The organism is Phyllobacterium sp. RCAM01083 (assembly GCF_055685835.1).
In genome coordinates this window covers 2,005,551-2,027,659 of record NZ_JBVFZN010000005.1, presented here as the reverse complement: position 1 = coordinate 2,027,659, position 22,109 = coordinate 2,005,551, and the positions used below count along the sequence as shown (strand labels likewise).

Genomic DNA, 22,109 nt, shown 5'->3' with positions numbered 1-22,109 from the left:
GAGCTGATGAGCACGCGCGTAACAATTGAGCGGATGGGCGCCGGTGGCGACGGCATTGCCGCAACGACGGCAGGCAGTGTCTATGTGCCGTTCTCGCTGCCCGGCGAGGTCGCCAATGTCGCGCTGGAAAACGGCCGTGCGACGATGATGGCCCTGCTTGAGGCATCGGCAGAGCGGATTGATCCCGCCTGCCGCCATTTTGAGGAATGCGGCGGTTGCGCGCTCCAGCATTGGCAGGACAGCGCCTATCAGGACTGGAAGCGTTCGCTGGTGCAGGACGCGCTCGGCGGGCGCGGATTGCAGTTCAAGCTTGATCCGCTCGTGCCCTGCGCGCCGCAGACCCGTCGCAGGGCAGTCTTTGCCGTCCGCACCAGCGACCATGGCGCCGTGCTCGGGTTCAACAGACACCAGAGCCACGAACTCATCGACATCACCGAATGTGCTGTCACGGTTCCGGAAATCGTTTCACGGCTGGATGACCTGCGCGAAGTGGTTGCGGTGCTGGGCGGTGGCATGAAGCCGTTCAAGCTGACTGTCACCGCCACTGCTTCCGGGCTCGATATCACCGCATCGGGATGCGGCGCGCCTGATGCTGCCAAGCGGCATGCCCTGACGAACCTTGTTCTGAAAAAGGGCTTTGCCCGGTTGAGCTTCGAGGGTGAAATCATCGTCGAACCGAAAAAGCCGTTGGTGCATTTCGGCAAGGTTCCGGTCTATCTTCCGGCCGGCGGATTCCTGCAGGCAACTGTCGAGGCGGAGGAGGCCATGGCTGCGCTGGTGACAGGGCATCTCGCCAAGGCCAAGAAAACCCTCGATCTGTTCTGCGGCTCCGGCACGTTCGCGTTGCGGATGGCGGAAAAGTCTGCCGTTCATGCCGTGGAAAGCGAACAGGTCGCGATTGATGCGCTGGATCGTGGCGCGCGTCATGTTCAGGGCTTGAAGCCGGTCAGTGTCGAGCGCCGCGATCTGTTCCGCCGGCCGTTTCTGGCGCGTGAGCTTGCGCCCTATACCGGACTGGTTTTCGATCCGCCGCGCGCCGGTGCGGAAGCCCAGGCCATCGAGATTGCAAAATCGAATGTGCCGAAAGTGGCTGCGGTGTCCTGCAATCCGGTGACGCTCGGGCGCGATCTGAGCATCCTCGTCAAGGGCGGCTACAAGATAGACCGCGTCGTCCCGATCGACCAGTTTCTCTGGTCGTCGCATGTCGAAGCCGTGGCATTGCTCTCGAAGAAATAGGCAGGAGAACGGCGGTTCAGACCGCCGTTCCACCCACGGTCATCTGGTCCATGCGCAGGTGTGGCTGGCCGACGCCGACCGGCACCCACTGGCCGCCCTTGCCGCAATTGCCCATGCCCGTGTCGAGCTGCAGATCGTTGCCGATCATGGAAATGCGCTGCATGGCATCGGGGCCATTGCCGATGAGCATTGCGCCCTTGACCGGCGCGCCGATCCTGCCGTTCTCGATCATGTAGGCCTCGGTGCAGCCGAACACGAACTTGCCGGAGGTGATATCCACCTGGCCGCCGCCGAACGAAACCGCATAGATGCCGTTCTTGACCGAGGCGATGATTTCTTCCGGCGTCTTGTCGCCGTCGAGCATGTAGGTGTTGGTCATGCGCGGCATCGGCGCGTGTGCATAGGATTCGCGCCGTCCGTTCCCGGTTGGCTGCATACCCATCAGGCGCGCGTTCTGCCGGTCCTGCATATAGCCGACGAGAATGCCGTCATCGATGAGAACGGTCTTGTTGGTCGGCATGCCTTCGTCGTCGACGGTCAGCGAGCCGCGACGCTCGGAAATCGTCCCGTCATCGACGACGGTAACGCCCTTCGATGCCACTTTCTGACCGAGCAGCCCGGCAAAGGCCGATGTCTTCTTGCGGTTGAAGTCGCCCTCGAGCCCGTGGCCGACCGCTTCGTGCAGCATCACGCCGGGCCAGCCGTTGGACAGGACAATATCGAATGTTCCCGCCGGGGCAGGAATGGCCTCGAGATTGACCAGAGCCTGGCGCAGCGCTTCATCCGCCGCATGCTGCCATTTTTCGGCAGTGATGAACTCGCCAAAACCCTTGCGCCCGCCCGCTCCATAGGAACCGCTTTCCTGGCGGTCGCCATCGCCGACGACAACGGAAACGTTGAGGCGCACCATGGGGCGGATGTCGCGGACGAAATGCCCGTCGGCACGCAGGATTTCGACCTGCTGCCACGATCCTGCCAGCGAAACGCTGACCTGTCGGACCTTCGGATCCTTAGCGCGCAGATAGGCGTCGATTTCCTGCAGCAGTTTGACCTTGGCCTCGAAACCGGGCGAGCCAATCGGGTTCTCGTCGCCGTAAAGACTGCGGTTGGTTCCCGGAGGGGCAGCGGTGTAGGCGCCGGCGTAGCCGGTGCGCACGGCCGAGGCCGCATCGGCGGCACGCTTGAGCGCGCCCAGCGAAAGCTCGCCCGCATGCGCATAGCCGACAGCTTCACCGGCAACAGCGCGCAGGCCAAATCCCTGATCCTGATTGAATGTGCCGTTCTTCAGACGGCCATTGTCGAAGGCAAGACCTTCCGATTCCCGGTATTCGATGAAAAGCTCGCCGTCATCGGCGCCCTCAAGGCTTTGCTTGACGGTTTCGAGGATTTTTTCGCGCGGTGCGTCAAAACTGTCGATGAGGCTTTTCATGATCATTCATCCGTTCAGGTGATTATGAAGCGGATGTAGGGCCTCGCCCGGCCCGCTACAACAGAAAACTTATGGAGCGATCAGGGGAGGGCGTCGAAACCTTCACCAAATCCATTGAGTTCAACGGGAATACCGATGCCTTCTTCCGGCGTCTGGAAGACGATGAAGGTTGCCGCCTTGCCGGTCTTGAAGGTCTGGACAAGCTGATCTTCCAGAATGACTTCCGCATAGCAGCCGTCTTCGAAGCAGCGGACGAAATAGGCGCGGCCGATATCCTTGCCATCCACGTTCAGGCCGAGCCCGTTGGGCAGGAGCACGCCGAGCGGTGCAAGCACGCGCAGGATCTTGGCCTTGTTGTCGGCGGTTTTGAGAACCACGACCGAAAGACCCATTTCCGGGCGATCCGCCGCGACGACATTCTGAATCAGGGCGCATTGCTCCGATTTCGCGCCTGCCGGCGTGTCGCACAGGATCGACCATGCGCCGTGTGTGGATTTGACCGTGCCGCTCTGCTGCGCTGCCATGGCACTGCCGGAAAAACCGGCAATGGACAGGGAAAGCAGACCGAGGGCGATGCTACGTAGCGCGAAAGAGGACATGTAGGCTCCAAAACGAATCATCCAGACGTTAAACCGCCACGGCCCGGATGAAAAGAATACCGCTCAAACACTCCCCAGCATACAGCGGCTCTGTCATCTCTGGTGTAATGCAAAAATGGCCGGATTGTGAGCCCTACACGTGTCGCCGGTCAAAATCGTCCGGAAAGTGAAAAAAGATACGTCTTTACAAGATGCTGTCATCCACAGGCGGCGCGCTGCGCGCAAAAATGCCGCACGGCATCACGTTCGCCTTCCTTGCGATGTAGGCTAATGTGTGATTTGAACGCGGCATATCGCCGGGCCACTTTTGAAGCCCGGTCTTAACGTATGGAATTGAAGCTTCATTCGGGAGATTTCTAGGTGAAGAAGAACATTGTCACGCTGATGGGTGTCCTGGGGGGCCTGTTAAGTGCCGGTACTGCATATGCTGCACAGCCTGAGCCTTGGCAGATGACGTTCCAGCCGGCAGGGTCTGCCATTATGGAGCAGATCATCTGGTTCGAGCACTATACATTGTGGTTCATCGTCCCGATTACACTGTTTGTGATGGTCCTTCTGGGCTGGGTCATGATTCGCTACCGCGCCAGTGCCAATCCGGTTCCGTCCAAGACGAGCCACAACACGGCGGTGGAAGTGGTCTGGACCGTTGGTCCGGTTGTTATTCTTCTGTTCCTGGCAATTCCTTCCTTCCAGCTTCTCACCGCGCAGTATTCGCCCGAAGAAGCCAAGATGACGATCAAGGCGACGGGTTACCAGTGGTATTGGGGATATGAATACCAGGTGGGTGATGCACCGGTCTCCTTCGACTCCGTCATGCTCAAAGATGCCGATCGCGCTGCCGCAGGCAAGGAAGACCGCAAGGCCTATCCCCGTCTGCTTGCCGTAGACAATGAAATGGTTGTTCCTGTGAACACAACCGTTCGTCTTCTGGTGACGGGTGCCGACGTGATCCACTCCTTCTCGATGCCGGCCTTCGGCGTCAAGATGGATGCCGTCACCGGCCGCAGCAATGAAACATGGTTCAAGGCAGACAAGGAAGGCATGTATTATGGTCAGTGCTCGCAGATTTGCGGCAAGGATCATGCGTTCATGCCGATTGCGATCCATGTGGTTTCGCAAAGCCAGTATGATGCGTGGTTTGCTGCAGCCGGGAAGGATCTTCCAGGCGCATACAAGACACTCACCGCTAAAATCGACGCAGACAAGAACATAAACGTAGCCGGCAACTGAGCTGGTTGACGCGAATTATTGAGGAACGGGAGCACTTTGATGGCAGGTTCTGCAGCTCACGAGGACCATGGCGCCCATAAGCCGACAGGCTGGACGCGCTGGGTTTATTCGACCAACCACAAGGATATCGGCACGCTCTATCTGATCTTCGCGATCGTTGCCGGCATCATTGGCGGTTGTCTTTCGATCGCCATGCGTGCCGAGCTTCAGCAGCCCGGCATCCAGATTTTCAGCGGTCTTGCATCGATGGTCTACGGCTTCCAGGGTGACGCCGCCATCGATGGTGGCAAGCAGATGTACAATGTGTTCTCGACGGCACATGGTCTGGTCATGATCTTCTTCATGGTCATGCCTGCGCTGATCGGCGGTTTCGCCAACTGGATGGTTCCGATCATGATCGGTGCGCCTGACATGGCCTTCCCGCGCATGAACAACATCTCGTTCTGGCTGCTTCCGCCCGCGCTGCTTCTGCTCCTCCTGTCCATGTTCGTTCCGGGTCCTGCCGGCGGCTACGGCACGGGTGGCGGCTGGACCATCTATCCGCCGTATTCGACAACCGGCCAGCCCGGCCCGGCGATGGATTTTGCCATCCTGTCGCTGCACATTGCCGGTGCATCGTCGATCCTGGGTGCGATCAACTTCATCACCACGATCTTCAACATGCGTGCCCCCGGCATGACGCTGCACAAGATGCCGCTGTTTGCCTGGTCCGTACTGATCACCGCATTCCTGCTGCTGCTGGCTCTGCCGGTTCTGGCAGGCGGCATCACCATGCTTTTGACCGACCGCAACTTCGGCACGACGTTCTTCTCGCCGGAAGGTGGCGGTGATCCGCTGCTGTTCCAGCATCTCTTCTGGTTCTTCGGTCATCCCGAAGTGTACATCATGATCCTGCCGGCCTTCGGCATCATCAGCCACATCGTCTCGACCTTCTCGCGCAAGCCGATCTTCGGTTATCTCGGCATGGCCTATGCCATGGTTGCCATCGGCGTGGTCGGCTTCATCGTCTGGGCGCACCATATGTATACGGTTGGCCTTTCGCTCGACACACAGCGTTACTTCGTCTTCGCGACGATGGTCATCGCCGTGCCGACAGGCGTGAAGATCTTCTCATGGATCGCGACCATGTGGGGCGGTTCCATCGAGTTCAAGCCGCCGATGGTCTGGGCAATCGGCTTCATCTTCCTGTTCACCGTTGGTGGTGTGACAGGTGTGCAGCTGGCCAATGCCGGTCTCGACCGTGCGATGCATGACACCTACTACGTGATCGCGCACTTCCATTACGTGCTGTCGCTGGGTGCTGTATTCGGAATTTTCGCGGGCTGGTACTACTGGTTCCCGAAGATGACCGGCTACATGTACAACCACACCATTGCGCACACGCACTTCTGGGTGATGTTCGTCGGTGTTAACCTGGTGTTCTTCCCGCAGCACTTCCTCGGACTTGCCGGCATGCCGCGCCGCTACATCGACTATCCCGATGCATTCGCCGGCTGGAATGAAGTATCGTCCATCGGTTCCTATATCTCCGGTGTTGCCGTGCTGATCTTCCTCTTCGGTGTCTTCGAGGCTTTTGCCAAGAAGCGTGAAGCCGGCGCCAACCCCTGGGGTCCAGGTGCGACCACACTGGAATGGCAGCTGTCTTCGCCGCCCCCGTTCCACCAGTGGGAACAGCTTCCACGCATCAAGTAACAATACAACCGGGCCGCTGAACCCCAGCGGCCCGGGTATCTTCAAGTTGAAACGACCGAAACAACAAGACTGATCGAATGGCCCTGATTGAGAAAAATGCAACCGTAGATACCGCGATTGGCCTGTCTGAAGCCAATGCGTCGGACTATATTGCCTTGCTCAAGCCGCGCGTGATGTCACTGGTTGTCTTCACCGCCATTGTCGGCATGATGGCCGCGCCCGGTCATATCAATCCCATTCTCGGTGTTATCGCCATTCTCTGCATCGCCGTTGGTGCCGGAGCTTCGGGCGCGCTGAACATGTGGTACGATTCCGATATCGATGCCGTGATGAAGCGCACCGCCAACCGTCCCATTCCGGCTGGCCGGATCACGCGCGAAGAGGTGCTGACCTTCGGTCTGTTGCTGTCCGCATTCTCGGTGGTCACGCTCGGCCTTTTCGTCAATCTTCTCTCGGCGTTCCTGCTGGCCTTCACCATCTTCTTCTATGCGGTGGTCTATACGATGTGGCTGAAGCGCTCGACGCCGCAGAACATCGTCATCGGCGGAGCTGCGGGTGCATTTCCGCCCATGATCGGCTGGGCTGCCGTGACCAATTCGGTCGGCATCGAAAGCATCGTGCTTTTTCTCATCATCTTCCTGTGGACACCGCCGCATTTCTGGGCGCTGTCGCTGTTCATGTCGGATGATTACGAGAAAGCCAAAATCCCGATGATGCCCAATGTCATGGGCGAAGCGTCGACGAAGTTCCAGATTTTCCTCTATACGCTGCTGGTGGCGCCGGTTGCCGTGCTGCCATGGGTCATGGGCTTTGCCGGCATTGTCTATGGCGTGTTTTCCATCGGCGCCGGAGCAATGTTCCTTTTCTACGCCTGGACCGTCTGGCGTGCGCCGGTTGGCGCGCCGATGATCAAGCCAGCGAAGAAGATGTTCGCTTTCTCGATCTTCTATCTTTTCAGTCTCTACGCCGTACTTCTCGGCGAAATCCTTGTGCGCAAAGCACTTTTCCTGGCAGGTGCATGACATGAGTGATGATCGCGTTACACTGACACCCAAACAGAAAAGGGCGCAGCGCAGCCGCTCCATCGCGCTTGCCCTGGCCTTGGCCGCGTTTGTGATCCTCGTTTATGTCGGCACATGGGCCAAGCTCGGTGCCAGGATTCTCGAACGGCAGATGTGATGAGCGCTCCTGTGGAAGATAACCAGATACCAGCTGCGGATAGCACCCCTGCGCCAAAGCGCCGGGTTTCCGACCGGACAATCGCGATTTCCTGCCTTGCCTTCTTCTTCGGCATGGTTGGCATGGCCTTCGCGGCCGTGCCGCTCTACGCCATGTTCTGTCAGGTCACCGGTTATGGCGGCACGACCCAGCGGGTCGAGCAGATGTCCGACACGATCCTCGACAAGAAGATCACGGTTCGCTTTGACGCCAATACATCTGATGGGTTGGCGTGGCAGTTCAAGCCTGTGCAGCGCGAAGTGACGATGAACATTGGCGAGACCAAGCTCATTCACTATGAGGCGATCAACAAGCTGGACAAGCCGTCTGCCGGCCGTGCAGCCTTCAATGTCACGCCGCAGGCCGCCGGTGCCTATTTCAACAAGGTCGAGTGCTTCTGCTTCACCGACACCGTCCTGAAGCCGGGCGAAGACATGCAGATGCCCGTCGTTTTCTTCGTCGATCCGGATATCGTCAATTCGGAAGAACTGAAGGGCGTCAACACGATTACCCTGTCCTACACATTCTTTCCGATCGCGATGCCGGCACCGGTTGCCGCCAGTGCGGACGTGAAGAAAGACAAGCCGTCGGGACAGCTTTGAACTTGCGCTGACATTTTGTCAGTGGCTAAACAGATGAATAGAACTTGCGGGGGTTAAAATGGCCGAAGCGCACACAAAGAACCACGACTACCACATTATCGACCCAAGCCCATGGCCGTTCCTAGGCTCTGTCGGTGCTTTTGTCATGGCTATCGGCGGCATCGCTTACATGCGCTATCACAGCGGCGGGGAATTGCCGCTCTTTGGGCATAACCTGGCACAGCCATGGTTGTTCTTCATCGGCCTGGCCATCGTTCTCTACACCATGTTCGGCTGGTGGTCGGATACCATCCGGGAGAGCAAGGAAGGGCACCACACCCGCGTCGTTTCCCTGCACCTGCGCTATGGCATGATCATGTTCATCGCGTCGGAAGTGATGTTCTTCGTTGCCTGGTTCTGGGCCTTCTTCGATGCCAGCCTGTTCCCGGGCGAAGCTGAGCAGGTTGCCCGTGCGGCATTCACCGGCGGTCACTGGCCTCCCAAGGGCATCGAAGTTCTCGATCCGCTGCATCTGCCGCTGTACAACACCATCATCCTGTTGCTGTCCGGTACGACGGTCACTTGGGCGCACCATGCGCTGATCCACAAGGACCGCAAGGGCCTGATCACCGGCCTGACGCTGACTGTCCTGCTCGGCATGCTCTTCTCGTTCGTGCAGGGCTACGAGTACATGCACGCACCGTTCGCGTTCAAGGATTCGATCTACGGCGCGACGTTCTTCATGGCCACGGGTTTCCATGGCTTCCACGTGATCATCGGAACGATCTTCCTGCTGGTCTGCCTGCTGCGCGCCATGCGCGGCGATTTCACCCCGCAGAAGCATTTCGGCTTCGAGGCTGCCGCCTGGTACTGGCACTTCGTTGACGTGGTCTGGCTGTTCCTGTTCTTCTCGATCTACGTCTGGGCCTCATGGGGCGCGACGCTGGCCGTCGAATAGGCAAGCCGCTGCAAACAGAAATAAAGAGGGCGGTCATGGAAACATGGCCGCCCTTATTGTTTGGGCGCAATCCCGATGAGGGGCGGGTGCTTCAACTTATCGACTGGACACAGGGGTGCAATGGCGTCACTAATCGCGCAATGGATGAAATCTGGGCTCTGGTCCAGGATGGAACACCGATCGAGACCAACCCATGAGTGAAGACAGAGCCCTTTATCCGCCAGTTGACCCGTTCACTGCGGGCGTCAAGGCACGTTGCCCCCGCTGCGGGCAGGGCAAGCTGTTCGATGGTTTTCTGACACCCGCACGGCAATGCTCCAGCTGCGGGCTCGATTATTCCTTTATCGATTCGGGCGATGGTCCGGCCGTGCTGGTGATGCTGCTGATCGGGTTTATCGTCGTCGGTCTGGCGCTGTGGATGGAAGTCACGCTCGATCCGCCGCTTTGGGTGCATTTCATCCTGTGGATTCCGCTGGCGCTTGTGCTTTGCCTGACCGCTCTACGCTGGATGAAAGGTGTCCTGATTGCCCTTCAATACAAACACAAGGCTGCGGAAGGGCGCCTTGATATTCCCGCGGCCCATGAGTGATATCGCAATGCCAGTAAGGCCCCCCCGGTTTCCATGGATCACGCTGAGCCTCAGCGCTATCCTCTTTGTCATTCTGATCGGGCTCGGTACCTGGCAGGTGGAACGCCTGCAATGGAAGGAAGCGCTGCTGGCAACCATCGCCGCGCGCACCCATTCCGCACCGCAGCCGCTGGCGGAGATCGAAAAGATCTGGGCGCAGGACCATGATGTCGAATACCGTCCCGTGACAGTCACCGGGCGTCTGCTCAATGACCGCGAGCGGCATTTCTTCGCCACCTATGAGGGCTATTCCGGTTACTTCATCTATACCCCGCTGCAACTCGATGATGGCCGGGCGGTTTTCGTCAACCGCGGCTTCGTGCCCTACGACCAGAAGAACGCGTCGACACGCCAACAGGGCGAAGTGGCGGGACCGGTGACCGTCACCGGGCTTGCGCGCAATCCGTTGGCAGGAAAACCGTCCTCCATTCTTCCCGATAATGATCTCGTCAAGAACATCTATTTCTGGAAAGACCTGCCTGTTATGGCCGCGCAGTCCAGCATCAATCCCGAACAGCTGGTGCCGTTCTTCATCGATGCTGATAAAACGCCCAATCCCGGCGGCTTTCCCATCGGCGGTGTCACCATCATCGATCTTCCCAACAGCCATCTGCAATATGCGGTCACGTGGTATGGTCTGGCGGCGACGCTGCTCACCATCGTGATCATCTCCATGGTACGGCGCAGGCAGGGCGACAAAGCAGAAACTCAACCTTCGGACTTGACTTCCCGTTGATTGCCGCCCAATTCCATGGGCACATCCAACGCTTCGACTTCCGCGAGACCTATGACCATGGCTGACAAGAAACCACTGACAATCCGCCTGTGCGGACCGCGCGGATTTTGCGCCGGGGTGGATCGCGCCATCCAGATCGTCGTCCTGGCGCTGAAGAAATATGGCGCACCGGTCTATGTCCGGCACGAGATCGTGCACAATCGCTATGTGGTGCAGGGCCTGCAGGCGCGCGGTGCCGTTTTCGTCGAAGAACTCGACGAAATCCCGGCAGAACATCGCAGCCAGCCCGTGGTTTTCTCTGCACACGGCGTGCCGAAGTCGGTGCCGGAAGACGCGGAACACAAGAACCTCTTCTATCTCGATGCCACCTGTCCGCTTGTCTCCAAGGTGCACAAGCAGGCCATGCGCCATCAGCGGCTTGGGCGCCACGTCATTCTGGTCGGCCATTCCGGTCATCCTGAAGTCATCGGAACGATGGGGCAATTGCCGGAGGGCGCGGTTACATTGATCGAAACCATCGAAGACGCTGAGAACTATCAGCCGGCGGACCCGAAAAACCTCGGCTTCGTCACGCAGACGACGCTGTCGGTCGATGACACTGCCGGGATCATCGCAGCCTTGCAGAGCCGCTTTCCGGATTTGACTGCGCCGGCCGCCGAATCCATCTGCTATGCCACGACGAACCGTCAGGACGCTGTGAAAGCAGCGGCGCCCGGTTGCGATCTGTTCCTCGTCGTCGGTGCGCCGAATTCGTCCAATTCGAAGCGGCTGGTCGAGGTTGCAGAGCGCTCCGGTGCTTCGCAATCGCTGCTGGTGCAGCGGGCCGCGGATATCGACTGGGACCTGATCGGCGATATTGCGACCGTCGGCCTCTCCGCCGGTGCGTCCGCACCTGAAATCATTGTCGATGAAATCATCCAGTCCTTTTCGGAGCGCTATTCCGTGTCGATTGAACTTGCCGAGACGACCATCGAAACCGAGAATTTCCATGTCATGCGCGATCTGCGCGATGTGGAACTGACCAGCGGCGACATGGCATTCGTCAACGGAAGTCACTGATTATGGCTGTCTATACCGATATCAACGAAATCGATCTCGCGCACTTCCTTCGGGATTATGACATCGGCAACCTGCTCTCCTACAAGGGCATCGCCGAAGGCGTCGAGAATTCCAACTATCTGCTGCATACGAGCAAGGGCTCCTACATCCTGACGCTCTATGAAAAGCGGGTGAACAGCAATGATCTGCCGTTCTTTCTGGGGCTGATGCAGCACCTTGCGGGGAAGGGGATCAGCTGTCCCTTGCCCGTCGGGCAGAAGAACGGTTCCAGCATCGGCGAACTCGCTGGCCGCCCGGCCGCCATCGTGACCTTCCTTGAAGGCATGTGGATGCGCAGGCCCACCGTGCAGCACTGCCACGCGCTGGGAGAGGCGCTGGCGCGCATGCACGTGGCGGGGGCGGATTTCCCCATGCGCCGCAAGAACGCGCTCTCCGTCGCCGGCTGGCGGCCATTGTGGAATAACTCAAAGGCCAATGCCGACCGGGTCGAGCCGGGCCTTGCCAGTGAGACGGAAGCCGATCTGGCTTTCTTCGAAGCCCATTGGCCGCAACACCTGCCGGCCGGCGTCATCCATGCCGATCTTTTCCCGGACAATGTGTTCTTTCTCGGCGACAAGCTCTCCGGCCTGATCGATTTCTATTTCGCCTGCACGGATCTGCTCGCCTATGATGTTGCGGTCTGCCTGAATGCCTGGTGCTTTGAAAAGGACCATTCCTTCAATCTGACCAAGGGCACGGCATTGCTGCGCGGTTATAATTCCGTTCGCCCCCTGTCGGCGGAGGAGGCGGAGAGCCTGCCCATCCTCGCGCGCGGCTCGGCGCTGCGTTTCATGCTCACCCGGCTCTATGACTGGCTGACCGTTCCCGAGGGTAGTTTCGTCGTCAAGAAGGACCCGATGGAGTATGTCCGCCGCATGCGCTTCCATCGCCAGATCAAATCCGCCGAAGAGTATGGCCTTCTGCCAGCGGGTGCCGCCTCGTGAAGTCGATACAGGTTTTTACCGATGGCGCCTGTTCCGGCAATCCCGGCCCTGGCGGCTGGGGCGCTGTCCTGCGCTGGAACGGCAATGAGAAAGAGCTTTCCGGCGGTGAAGCGGATACCACCAATAACCGCATGGAATTGATGGCTGCCATTGCCGCGCTCAATGCGCTGAAGGAGCCTTGTTCGGTCGATCTCTATACGGATTCGGTCTATGTCCGTGATGGCATTTCCGGCTGGATCGAGGGCTGGAAGCGCAACGGCTGGAAAACCGCCGCCAAGAAGCCCGTGAAGAATGCCGAGCTTTGGCAGGCGCTGGATGAGGCACGCAAGCGCCACAAGGTTGTCTGGCACTGGGTCAAGGGCCACGCGGGACATCCGGAGAACGAGCGTGCCGACGAGCTTGCCCGAACCGGCATGGCGCCGTTCAAAAACAAATCCTGAGCAAACAAAAGGGCCGGTCAGACCGGCCCCTTGCATGGGTTGGCTCTATCGCTGTTTACAGCTGGCCGAGCAGGGTCGCTGCGCTTGAGGTCACAGCCTGACCGGGCGAGTCCTCGATGTTGAGTTCCTTGACCACGCCATCCTCAACCAGCATGGAATAGCGCTTGGAGCGCACGCCCATCGTGCCGGCGGCAAGGTCGATATCCAGGCCGACAGCCTTGGTGAAGGTCGCATTGCCATCGGACAGGTACTGAATCTTGCCTTCGCCATTGGTGGCCTTGGCCCAGGCGCCCATCACATGCGGATCGTTGACGGCGACAACGGCGATGGTGTCGACACCCTTCGCCAGAATGGCATCGCGGTTTTCAAGATAACCCGGCAGATGGTTCATGCTGCAGGTCGGGGTGAAGGCACCCGGTACAGCGAAAAGCACCACCTTCTTGCCCTTGAACAGGGTGTCCGAGCTGACTTCGCTGACACCGTCATCGGATTTTGTCTTGAACGTGGCGTCCGGCAAACGCTCGCCTACCTTGATTGTCATGAATTGGCTCCATATGAACAAAATTAGCCCTATGCAGATAGGGCGTGCATGACCAAAAGTCGAGGGTGGACCGGTGCTATTCCTGTGCCTCAAGCTTGCCTGAAACCGCCTTCTCGCCCTGGACCAGGGTGTAGTTCAGCGTCACGGCCTTCTTGTCCTTGCCGGTGAGAACCGGCACCGAGAACACGGCGGTTGCCGCCTCGCGGCTTTTCAGTTTCGCCATGCCGAACGTCACGCCGCCCTCGCCGGCAACGAAGAGGTCGGTCTGCGGCTGATCCGTCGGCAGCTGAACGGTAACCTTGACATGATCATCCCGGCGCACGGCGCTTTTCACGCCGAACGAAGCCGATGCCTTGTCGGGCAGGGCGGCAAATGCATCGCTGACAAGCGTTTTCGTCAGCGCATCCGACGGGCTGTTGTCGATGGAAATATCGAATTCGGCGGTGACGGGAATGCAGATCGCCTCGCAGATACCGAGAAACGCATGGCCCTTGAACTGGGCTGGTTTGGAGGGGTCGGCGAGTGTCAGGATAACCGGCAGCGCCACGGATTTCTTGTATCCTGACCACTTCGAAGTGCCGTCCTCAAACCGGTGTGGCGCAGGGAACCCGAGCGAATAGCTTTTGATGTTGCCCTCCTGGGAGAGCGCGAGTTCCGGCGGCACACCGGCATCGCCAGGCTCGCGCCAATAGGTTTTCCAGCCCGGATCGAGATTGATCTGTACCGCGCCGTGTACCTCGCTCGCGCCCTTCTGGGGATTGTCGACTATCAGCCGGACGCTGCCGCCGGGTGTCTTTGTCCACTCGGAGGTTCCAGCCTGTGACGGCGAGGCAAAAGCCGCAACAGTCAACGCTGCAGCGAGAAAAATGGGCATGTTCGTGTTCATGCGCGGACCATTGCAGGCCTTTTCGGCCTTATCAAGGATGTCACGGAATTTGCTCATCATTTCTATGTGAGGCGCGCGTTATATCCTGCGCGAACGCGCCCGGATTGCGGCTCTTTTACAATTCGTCGTTCAAAACCGTTGTCATTTGCGCAATCCTTGATACCTTTATTCGATGGATATTTTCAGAACGGCGAACAAAGAGACCGGATTTCTGAATGGTCAATTCCTTCTGGCGATGCCGGGAATGGACGACAGCCGCTTCGCGCGTTCGGTTATCTACGTCTGTGCGCACTCGGAAAAGGGTGCCATGGGGCTGATCATCAATCGCCCCCAGGAGATGGAATTCTCCGACATTCTCGTGCAGCTCGGCGTTCTCGATGAACATCAGGCCATCATGCTGCCTGACTGCACCCGCGATTTCATCGTGCGCAATGGCGGACCGGTGGAGATGCGCCGCGGCTTTGTCCTGCATTCTGACGATTATCTGACGGATTCCACCATGCCGGTTTCGGAAGAGATTTGCCTGACAGGCACGGTGGATATTCTGCGTGCCATATCCGGCGGCCGCGGTCCGCGCTGCGCCCTGATGACCCTGGGTTATTCCGGCTGGGCGGCGGGGCAGCTTGAAAACGAGATCGCCAACAATGGCTGGCTTACCTGCCGCGCGCCACAGGAACTGCTGTTCGACACCGACCTCGAGAGCAAGTACGACCGCTTGCTGGCGCATATGGGCGTTGACCCGTCACGCCTCGCCACCGTCGCCGGCCACGCTTGACCCCTACGATGCCTTTGACTGCTGGAACTGCTCGCGCAGCAGCTTTGTCGCGACATCGAGCGTCAGCGGCGGGCTGAACATGAAACTCTGGGCGTATTCGCAGCCCATCTGGCGCAATTGCAGCGCGTCGCTCTCATTCTCGATGCCTTCCGTCACAACCGACAGTCCGAGGTCATGCGCCATGCTGATCATCGAGCGCAGCAGTGTGACTTTCTGCGGCTGTTCGGCCTTGAGGAATGACCGGTCGATCTTGATCATGTCGAAGGGGAACGAGGTGAGGTAGGAGAGGGACGAATAGCCCGTTCCGAAATCATCCAGCGATACACCGACGCCCATGGCCTTGATGCTGGAGAGAACATGGGCGGACCGCTCGGGATTCTCCATCATCAGGGATTCCGTCAGTTCCAGTTTCAGGCTGGCCGGGTCGATCTGTGTCTGGGTCAGCACGGAGCGCACATCGTCGATGAGATCCTGACGGATCAGCTGGCTGCTCGATATGTTCACCGAGACAAACAGCGGCGTGGCGCCGATGGTGCGCTGCCAATTAACGAGGTCTTCCGCCGCATGCTGCATGACGAACAGGCCAAGCTGCACGATCAGCCCCGAGCTTTCGGCAATCGGGATGAATTCGGATGGCGGTATCGAGCCGCGGCGCGGGTGATCCCAGCGCATCAGGGCTTCAAAACCGGCGATGGTGTTGTCCTCCAGCCGCACGATCGGCTGATACGCAATGTGGATTTCGTGGCGTTCGAGCGCGCGGCGCAGGTCGGATTCCAGCTGCAGCTTGTCGCTGCCCACCGCACGGAACGCCGGACGGAAGGGTTCGATCCGGTCGCCGCCAAAGCGTTTCGCTTGGAACATGGCAAGCTCGGCGTCCTTCACGAGGTCTTCCGGAGAGGCCGTGCTGCCGCTGGTCCAGGTGATCAGGCCAAGCGATGCGGTCAGGACGATTTCGCGCTTGGCGAAGGCAATGGGCGCGCGGATGGCCTGTTTGACGGCTTCGGCAAAGGCGGCGATGCGCGCCGGCTCGACTTCCGATACCAGGATAAGGCCGAACTGATCGGCGGAAAGACGGCTCAACGTGTCCTGCGGTCGCAAAAGGCGGTGCAGGCGCCGCGAGACGGTTAGAAGGAACGTATCGCCTGCCGACATGCCGAGCCCGTCATTGACCTGCTTGAAGCGGTCGATGTCGATGATGAACACGGTCGGGCGGATCTTGCTTTCGGTCTGCGCCATGGTGATGACGGAGCCGAGGCGGTCGAGGAACAGTTCACGGTTGGGCAGGCCGGTCAGATTGTCATGGACCGCGTCGTGCAGCAGGCGCTCTTCGGCCTTTTTCTGCTCGGTCACATCGATGAGGGTGCCGACGCAGCGGACAATCTCACCGTCGGAACCGATCACCGGGCGGGCTTTCAGCGTGTACCAGTAGTAGTGGCCGTCATTGGCGCGCAGGCGGAAGGTCTGCGAGATGCGGCCGCGGCGGTTTTCCAGAATGACGTCGAGCGTGGTGCGGAAACGGTCGCGGTCATCGGCATGCAGCGTTGGCAGCCAGTTGCGCACGGCGCCATGCAGCGAGCTCGCCGAGGCGCCGAGGAAATTGGTAAGGTCCGGCGTCGTGACGACGCGGTCGCGCGGCACGTCCCAGTCCCAGACGATGTCGCCGGAACCGATGATGGCCAGCGCCTGCCGCTCCACGTCGGAGAACAGCCCTTGCTGCAGGGCGCCGCCGGAAAAGGCGTGCTGCATCACCGTGAACCCGATGAGGAGGACGATCAGCACGAGGCCGCCGCCGAGTGCCGGCTGGACGATGTCATTGGCAAGAATGCCGGAGACGGTCAGCCAGCTTCCCAGCAGCCAGACAAGCAGGAGCAGCCAGGTCGGTATGAGCATGATCGCCCGGTCGTAACTTCGGAATGAAAAGAAGCCGATGAGGACGATGCCTGCGATGACCGTCAGGGCAAAGGAAAAGCGCGCAATGCCGGACGCGATGGGCGGATCGAAGATGGCCACGCCGGAGAGAATGCCGAGACCCAGAATCCAGGTCAGCGCGCCGTAGCTGAAATTGTCGTGCCATCGGTTGAGATTGAGATAGGTGAAGAGAAAGATCACCAGTGTCGCCGCAAGCGCCACTTCGGTGCCCGCCCGCCAGACCTGTTCATTGCCGGGCGTGATCTCGATCAGCTTGTTCCAGAAGCCGAAATCCACGCAGATATAGGCAAGAACTGCCCAGGCCATGGCGGCGGTCGCGGGAAAGAGCGATGTTCCCTTGACGACAAAAAGAATGGTCAGGAACAGCGCGAGAAGACCGGCAATACCGAGCAGGATGCCTCGGTAAAGCGTGTAGGAATTGACCGTGTCCTTGTAGGCATTCGGCTCCCACACATAGACCTGCGGCAGGTTGGGCGAGGCGAGCTCGGCGACGAAGGTGATAACCGAACCCGGATTGAGCGTGACCAGGAAAATATCGGCGTCTTCGCTGGCCTGCCTGTCGAGGGCAAAGCCCTCACTGGGGGTGATGGAGGTGATGCGCGTCGAGCCGAGATCCGGCCAGATGAAACCCGATCCGACCAGGCGGAAATGCGGCGCGACGATCAGGCGGTCGATCTGTTCATCGGTGGGATTGGCCAGCGAGAAGGCCGCCCAGTCGCCGGTGGAACGGCTGTCATTGGCCTGCACCTCGATGCGGCGGACAATGCCGTCGGTGCCAGGCGCCGTGGATATCTGGAAGGTCTCGCCCTGGTTCCGGTAAATCTCCACGGCCTTGGACAGATCGAGTGCGGTGCTTTCCTTGGTGATCTTGATGGTTTCAAAGGCGCTGGCAGCCGACAGCATGGACATCATCAAAAAGAGGAGGACAAAAATCCTCGATAGGCCTTTCAGCATGTGTCCGGTCAATGATGCCACGAATTCAACCTTTGTTATTTGGCGCGCACATCGTCTTCTATGAGCGAGAAGAGCAGATGGTCTTGCCACGTACCATTTATTTTCAGGTAGGAGCGTAGCAGTCCTTCCCTCTGAAATCCGGCTTTTTCGAGAAGGCGGATCGATCTTTCATTGCTTGGAATACAGGCGGCTTCCAGCCGGTGCAACCGGACTTTGGTAAAAGCGTGGGATATCAGCAGGCGCAGCGCTTCGCTCATATAGCCCTGACCGGCATAGGGCGCACCCATCCAGTAACCAATCATGCCGTTTTGACCGACACCCCGCCGGATGTTGCCAAGCGTGATGCCGCCGAGAAGGCGGGAATCTGAATTGTGGAAAAGAAAGAAGGGATGCGCCGTTCCCGCCGCAGCCTCGTCGTCATAGTGCCGAATCCGGTGGCGGAATGCGCTGCGTTCCAGATCGTCATCGGCCCACAGCGGTTCCCATGGCGCAAGGAAATCCCGGCTCGTTGCGCGTAAATTTGCCCAGGCCCGATAATCGGAAACCTGTGGAGGGCGCAGATAAAGCCGTTCGCCCTGCAGCAAGGGCGAAGCGCTTTTCAGGAAGGGCAGGGCGATCATGGCGATGTGCCGTTGACGCTCTAGACCGCTATTTTTCGTGGGCTCGGCGTTGCCGTTGCCAGCCCATGTCGAATATCAGGGAACTTCATCAAGGGGGCGATTGGACCAACGGCAGCCAAAGTCGGCGATGCGTCGATGAACAGCCGCCCGGCAAGATCGGTCAGGCGTTCCGTGGTGATCTTGGACAGGCGCTCCACCAGTTCCTCGGTGGAAACCGCATGGCCGTAGAGCAGCATCTGGCGGGCAATCTGTCCGGCCCGGCTTGCCGCGCTCTCATGCGACATCAGCAGGCTGGCACGGTACTGCGCCCGCGCGCGGTTCAATTCGTCCTGCCCGATATTGCGGGCCGCTTCGTGCAGTTCGTTGATGATGACGGGGACGAGCTTCTTCAGGTGACTGCGTCCGGTTGCGGCATGGATGCCGAAAACGCCGGTGTCGGAGAAACCCCAATGGAAGGCATAGACCGAATAGCACAGCCCGCGCTTTTCCCGCACTTCCTGAAACAGCCGCGAGGACATGCCGCCGCCAAGAATCATGGCAAGGAGCTGCGAGGCATAGAAATCGCGCACGTGATAGGCGCGGCCCTCGAAGCCGAGAACGACCTGCGCATCCATCAGGTCGCGCTGCTCGCGGAAGTCTCCGCCGACATAATGGGCGACATCGGGTTCCGGCGCCGTCGTCTTTGCCCGGAAAGAGCCAAGGCGGCTTTCCACTTCCCGGACGAAGTCGTCGTGCTTGACGCCGCCGGCCGCGACAACAACCATGCGCTCGGCGCTGTACTGGTCATCCATATAGCGGCGCAGATCGGCCGATGAAAAGGACTGGACGGTTTCCGGCGTGCCGAGAATGGTGCGCCCGATCGTCTGATTGCGGAAGGCGGTTTCGGTGAAGCGGTCGAAGACCACATCGTCGGGCGTGTCATGCGCCGCGCCGATCTCCTGCATGATCACGTTTTTCTCGCGTTCCAGCTCTTCCGCATCAAATTTGGAGCTGTTGAGAATGTCGGCGAGAATATCGATGGCCAGCGGCATGTCATCGCGCAGGACGCGGGCATAGAAGGATGTTGTTTCAACACTGGTGGCGGCGTTGATCTCGCCGCCCACATCCTCGATATCGGCGGCTATTTTCCAGGCGGAGCGATTTTCCGTTCCCTTGAAGGCCATATGTTCCAGAAGATGGGCAATACCGTGCTGATTGCTCGCCTCGTTACGTGATCCTGCCTTGACCCAGATGCCAAGGGCTACACTCTCCACATGCGGCATTGTCTCTGTCGCAATCGTCAGACCGTTGGAGAGGCGACTGATTTCAACGCCCATTCAATGCTCCTTACCTTGCCGCTCTTGAACGTCGGCTGACATACTCTTCCACATTTCTAAGGTCATTGGGAAGTACCGTATACTGTTCTTTTCGCTGCATGAGGTCGCCGAGCCAGAGCGGAAGCGCCGGATGAACGCCGCTTGCGGCTTCCACCGCATCGGGAAATTTGGCCGGATGCGCCGTCGCGAGAACAATGCTGGGTATGCCGGCGCCGACTTTTTCGCGTGCGACCTTCAGGCCGATGGCCGAATGCGGATCGAGCAGGTAGCCCGATTGTGCCAGAACATCCTTGATCACAAGGGCGGTATCCGCCGTGGTTGAGCGCCCCGCGTCGAATTCGCCGCGGATTTTCGCAAGCGGCGCGTCGGCAATGGTAAAGCTGCCGGACTGCTTCAGGCCATCCATCAGGCGGCGAACAGCGGCGGCATCGCGGCCATGCGCCTCGAACAGCAGGCGTTCGAAATTCGACGAAACCTGAATGTCCATGGACGGCGAGGTGGTGTGGAAGACGCCGCGTGTTTCATATTTTCCCGTCTCGATTGTCCGGGTCAAAATATCGTTATCGTTGGTTGCGATCACCAGCCGGTCGATGGGAAGCCCCATGCGCTTGGCGACATAGCCGGCAAAAATATCGCCGAAATTGCCGGTCGGGACCGTGAAGGAAACCGGCCGGTCCGGACTGCCGAGGGCAACCGCCGCTGTGAAGTAATAAACGATCTGCGGCATGATGCGCGCCCAGTTGATCGAATTGACGCCCGACAACGAAAGGGAGTCGCGGAAGTTCAGGTCGTTGAACATGCCTTTGACCAGCGACTGGCAGTCGTCGAAGTTGCCCTCGATGGCCAGGGCATGCACGTTGGACGCTGCCGATGTCGTCATCTGCCGCTGTTGCACCGGCGAAACGCGGTTATGCGGGAACAGGATGAAGATATCCGTGCGGTCACGGTTGGCGAAGGCTTCGATGGCCGCGCCGCCCGTATCGCCTGATGTGGCGCCGACAATGGTCGCGCGCTGGTCGCGTTTGGCAAGGATGTAGTCCATCAGCCGCGCGAGCAGCTGCATGGCGACATCCTTGAATGCAAGGGTGGGGCCATGGAAAAGCTCAAGGACGAATTCGTTGTGGCCGGTCTGGATCAGCGGACAGACCGCCTTGTGGCGGAAGGTTGCATAGGCTTCATGCACCATGCGCTCGAAATCCGCCTGATCGATATCGCCGGCAATGAACGGGGTGAGGACGCGGATTGCCACCTCTTCGTAGCTCTTGCCGCGCAAGGCGCGAATCTCTTCAGGGGAAAACTGTGGAAACTCCTGAGGCAGATAAAGGCCGCCATCGCGCGCCAGACCAGCCAGAAGGGCATCGGAAAAGCCCAAAACCGGCGCTTCTCCGCGAGTGCTTGCATATTTCATATCATTCGCCTTTTGTACCGCGCTTGCGAGCCAGCCAACTCCTGTGGCAGAAAGCTGGAAAGCACCGTCGCATTCTTACCTCACCGTTGGTATAGAACAGGTCCGTTCGTCAAGGAAAGTTCAGTTCATGAAGTCAGAAACACATAAATCTCTGCCCTTCTATCAACTTTGCGGCATGATTTTCGCTGTGGGTCTTGCGGGATGCTCCACCAGCGGTGCCAAGGATGCATCGAAGGATCCGGCCGTACAGGAAGCGCAGGCGCGTATCACCGCAACGGAACTGACCGCCTATTGCCCGCCGGTGACGATTCGTGAGGGAACAGCCATCTTCAACAATTACGGCAAGGCGCCAAAGGCACCGGAAAACCTGATCTATCAGGCATCGATCGCCGACGAGACGCGCTCCTGCCAGCGCAACGGCGGCGCGCTCGGGATGAATGTCGCCATTTCCGGCAAGGTCGTTCCCGGCCCGAAATTCAGCCCCGGCACGCTGACCATGCCGATCCGTGTTGCTGTCATGCAGGGATCGAATGTGCTGTATTCCAAGCTCTACCGGCAGCCGATTTCGGCGACCGATACCTCGGCCGCATCGCAGTTCATTTTCAACGACCCCAATGTCAGCTTCCCGACGCCGACGGCGAAGGACATTCAGGTCTTCATCGGATTCGACGAAGGCCCGGATGATTCCCAGGCAAAAACCAAGACGAAAAAGAAGAAGTAAAAACAAGGCTGGCGCCGCCCGCTTTGTGAAAAAGGCACCGCTTGGCGGTGCCTTTTGTTTTGTTTGAATGGCAGAAATCTGTGGTGCGTGGTTCGACAAGCTCACCATGAAGGAAGTGGTTTGGCTGCAATCCCAATCGCAAAGCTTGCAGAATAGTGCTCCCTGCAATC

The 22,109-nt window shown here is 59.2% G+C and carries 22 protein-coding genes; 14 read left to right on the top strand and 8 right to left on the bottom strand.

All coding sequences use genetic code 11. The features are described from left to right. The first annotated feature begins 6 nt into the window (after positions 1-6). Positions 7-1,236, top strand: coding sequence for a class I SAM-dependent RNA methyltransferase (locus tag ACZ25R_RS16725; protein ID WP_464662926.1), 1,230 nt, complete (start codon positions 7-9; stop codon positions 1,234-1,236). Positions 1,237-1,252: 16 nt separating this feature from the next. Here ACZ25R_RS16725 and tldD read toward each other — a convergent pair whose 3' ends face one another. Together tldD and ACZ25R_RS16715 are read right to left on the bottom strand one after the other, a co-directional pair. Continuing rightward, a complete protein-coding gene (tldD, locus tag ACZ25R_RS16720; RefSeq protein ID WP_472461622.1) occupies positions 1,253-2,665 on the bottom strand; it encodes a metalloprotease TldD in 1,413 nt (470 codons plus the stop codon). 80 nt (positions 2,666-2,745) lie between these two features. Next, positions 2,746-3,285 carry an invasion associated locus B family protein gene (locus tag ACZ25R_RS16715; RefSeq protein WP_464662927.1) on the bottom strand — a complete coding sequence of 180 codons (540 nt, stop codon included), beginning with the start codon at positions 3,283-3,285 and terminating at the stop codon, positions 2,746-2,748. A gap of 363 nt (positions 3,286-3,648) precedes the next feature. On the opposite strand from ACZ25R_RS16715, the gene coxB reads away from it, so the two are divergent. The 11 genes from coxB (at position 3,649) to rnhA (ending at position 12,789) form a co-directional block, all read left to right on the top strand. Then, positions 3,649-4,494 (top strand): cytochrome c oxidase subunit II, encoded by an 846-nt coding sequence (gene coxB / locus ACZ25R_RS16710; protein WP_105737343.1) that lies wholly within the window; start codon positions 3,649-3,651, stop codon positions 4,492-4,494. Positions 4,495-4,533: 39 nt separating this feature from the next. Next, positions 4,534-6,186, top strand: coding sequence for a cytochrome c oxidase subunit I (gene ctaD / locus ACZ25R_RS16705; RefSeq protein ID WP_346306384.1), 1,653 nt, complete (start codon positions 4,534-4,536; stop codon positions 6,184-6,186). Positions 6,187-6,263: 77 nt separating this feature from the next. Continuing rightward, positions 6,264-7,208, top strand: coding sequence for a heme o synthase (gene cyoE, locus ACZ25R_RS16700; protein ID WP_223611537.1), 945 nt, complete (start codon positions 6,264-6,266; stop codon positions 7,206-7,208). A gap of 1 nt (position 7,209) precedes the next feature. After that, positions 7,210-7,365: a hypothetical protein gene (locus tag ACZ25R_RS16695; protein ID WP_165401776.1), complete on the top strand. Its 156-nt coding sequence runs from the start codon at positions 7,210-7,212 to the stop codon at positions 7,363-7,365. After that, a complete protein-coding gene (locus ACZ25R_RS16690) occupies positions 7,365-8,006 on the top strand; it encodes a cytochrome c oxidase assembly protein (protein WP_223611536.1) in 642 nt (213 codons plus the stop codon). Before ACZ25R_RS16695 ends, ACZ25R_RS16690 begins: the two co-directional genes overlap by 1 nt. 58 nt (positions 8,007-8,064) lie before the next feature. Next, positions 8,065-8,943 (top strand): cytochrome c oxidase subunit 3, encoded by an 879-nt coding sequence (locus ACZ25R_RS16685; RefSeq protein ID WP_223611535.1) that lies wholly within the window; start codon positions 8,065-8,067, stop codon positions 8,941-8,943. A 193-nt stretch (positions 8,944-9,136) separates the two neighbouring features. Further along, the gene (locus tag ACZ25R_RS16680) at positions 9,137-9,532 is read left to right on the top strand and encodes a DUF983 domain-containing protein (protein WP_223611534.1); all 396 of its coding nucleotides are present in this window, start codon (positions 9,137-9,139) and stop codon (positions 9,530-9,532) included. A 7-nt stretch (positions 9,533-9,539) separates the two neighbouring features. Next, a complete protein-coding gene (locus tag ACZ25R_RS16675) occupies positions 9,540-10,307 on the top strand; it encodes an SURF1 family protein (protein WP_472461621.1) in 768 nt (255 codons plus the stop codon). Positions 10,308-10,358: 51 nt separating this feature from the next. Further along, a complete protein-coding gene (ispH, locus tag ACZ25R_RS16670) occupies positions 10,359-11,366 on the top strand; it encodes a 4-hydroxy-3-methylbut-2-enyl diphosphate reductase (protein ID WP_346306381.1) in 1,008 nt (335 codons plus the stop codon). Positions 11,367-11,368: 2 nt separating this feature from the next. After that, positions 11,369-12,349 (top strand): homoserine kinase, encoded by a 981-nt coding sequence (locus tag ACZ25R_RS16665; protein ID WP_403170403.1) that lies wholly within the window; start codon positions 11,369-11,371, stop codon positions 12,347-12,349. Then, complete coding sequence (gene rnhA / locus ACZ25R_RS16660; RefSeq protein WP_105737018.1) at positions 12,346-12,789, top strand: ribonuclease HI; 444 nt, start codon at positions 12,346-12,348, stop codon at positions 12,787-12,789. Before ACZ25R_RS16665 ends, rnhA begins: the two co-directional genes overlap by 4 nt. 55 nt (positions 12,790-12,844) lie before the next feature. On the opposite strand, the gene ACZ25R_RS16655 is transcribed toward rnhA, so the two are convergent. Together ACZ25R_RS16655 and ACZ25R_RS16650 are read right to left on the bottom strand one after the other, a co-directional pair. Beyond that, positions 12,845-13,330: a peroxiredoxin gene (locus ACZ25R_RS16655; protein WP_223611529.1), complete on the bottom strand. Its 486-nt coding sequence runs from the start codon at positions 13,328-13,330 to the stop codon at positions 12,845-12,847. A 76-nt stretch (positions 13,331-13,406) separates the two neighbouring features. Further along, positions 13,407-14,273: a protein-disulfide reductase DsbD domain-containing protein gene (locus ACZ25R_RS16650; protein ID WP_472461620.1), complete on the bottom strand. Its 867-nt coding sequence runs from the start codon at positions 14,271-14,273 to the stop codon at positions 13,407-13,409. A gap of 115 nt (positions 14,274-14,388) precedes the next feature. Between ACZ25R_RS16650 and ACZ25R_RS16645 the strand changes: the two genes are divergently transcribed. After that, complete coding sequence (locus tag ACZ25R_RS16645; protein ID WP_223611527.1) at positions 14,389-14,991, top strand: YqgE/AlgH family protein; 603 nt, start codon at positions 14,389-14,391, stop codon at positions 14,989-14,991. A 3-nt stretch (positions 14,992-14,994) separates the two neighbouring features. Here ACZ25R_RS16645 and ACZ25R_RS16640 read toward each other — a convergent pair whose 3' ends face one another. Genes ACZ25R_RS16640 through thrC form a run of 4 tightly spaced genes read right to left on the bottom strand, consistent with a single transcriptional unit; the run spans position 14,995 to position 21,218 of the window. Then, positions 14,995-17,874: an EAL domain-containing protein gene (locus ACZ25R_RS16640; RefSeq protein WP_223612378.1), complete on the bottom strand. Its 2,880-nt coding sequence runs from the start codon at positions 17,872-17,874 to the stop codon at positions 14,995-14,997. A gap of 35 nt (positions 17,875-17,909) precedes the next feature. Continuing rightward, on the bottom strand, positions 17,910-18,494 hold the full coding sequence (locus ACZ25R_RS16635) for a GNAT family N-acetyltransferase (protein ID WP_426137223.1): 585 nt from the start codon (positions 18,492-18,494) through the stop codon (positions 17,910-17,912). Positions 18,495-18,514: 20 nt separating this feature from the next. Then, a complete protein-coding gene (locus ACZ25R_RS16630; protein WP_464662931.1) occupies positions 18,515-19,810 on the bottom strand; it encodes a M16 family metallopeptidase in 1,296 nt (431 codons plus the stop codon). A gap of 10 nt (positions 19,811-19,820) precedes the next feature. Next, on the bottom strand, positions 19,821-21,218 hold the full coding sequence (gene thrC, locus ACZ25R_RS16625) for a threonine synthase (RefSeq protein ID WP_472461619.1): 1,398 nt from the start codon (positions 21,216-21,218) through the stop codon (positions 19,821-19,823). Between the two features lie 127 nt (positions 21,219-21,345). Between thrC and ACZ25R_RS16620 the strand changes: the two genes are divergently transcribed. Beyond that, a complete protein-coding gene (locus tag ACZ25R_RS16620; protein ID WP_223611523.1) occupies positions 21,346-21,939 on the top strand; it encodes a hypothetical protein in 594 nt (197 codons plus the stop codon). The last annotated feature ends 170 nt before the right edge of the window (positions 21,940-22,109 follow it).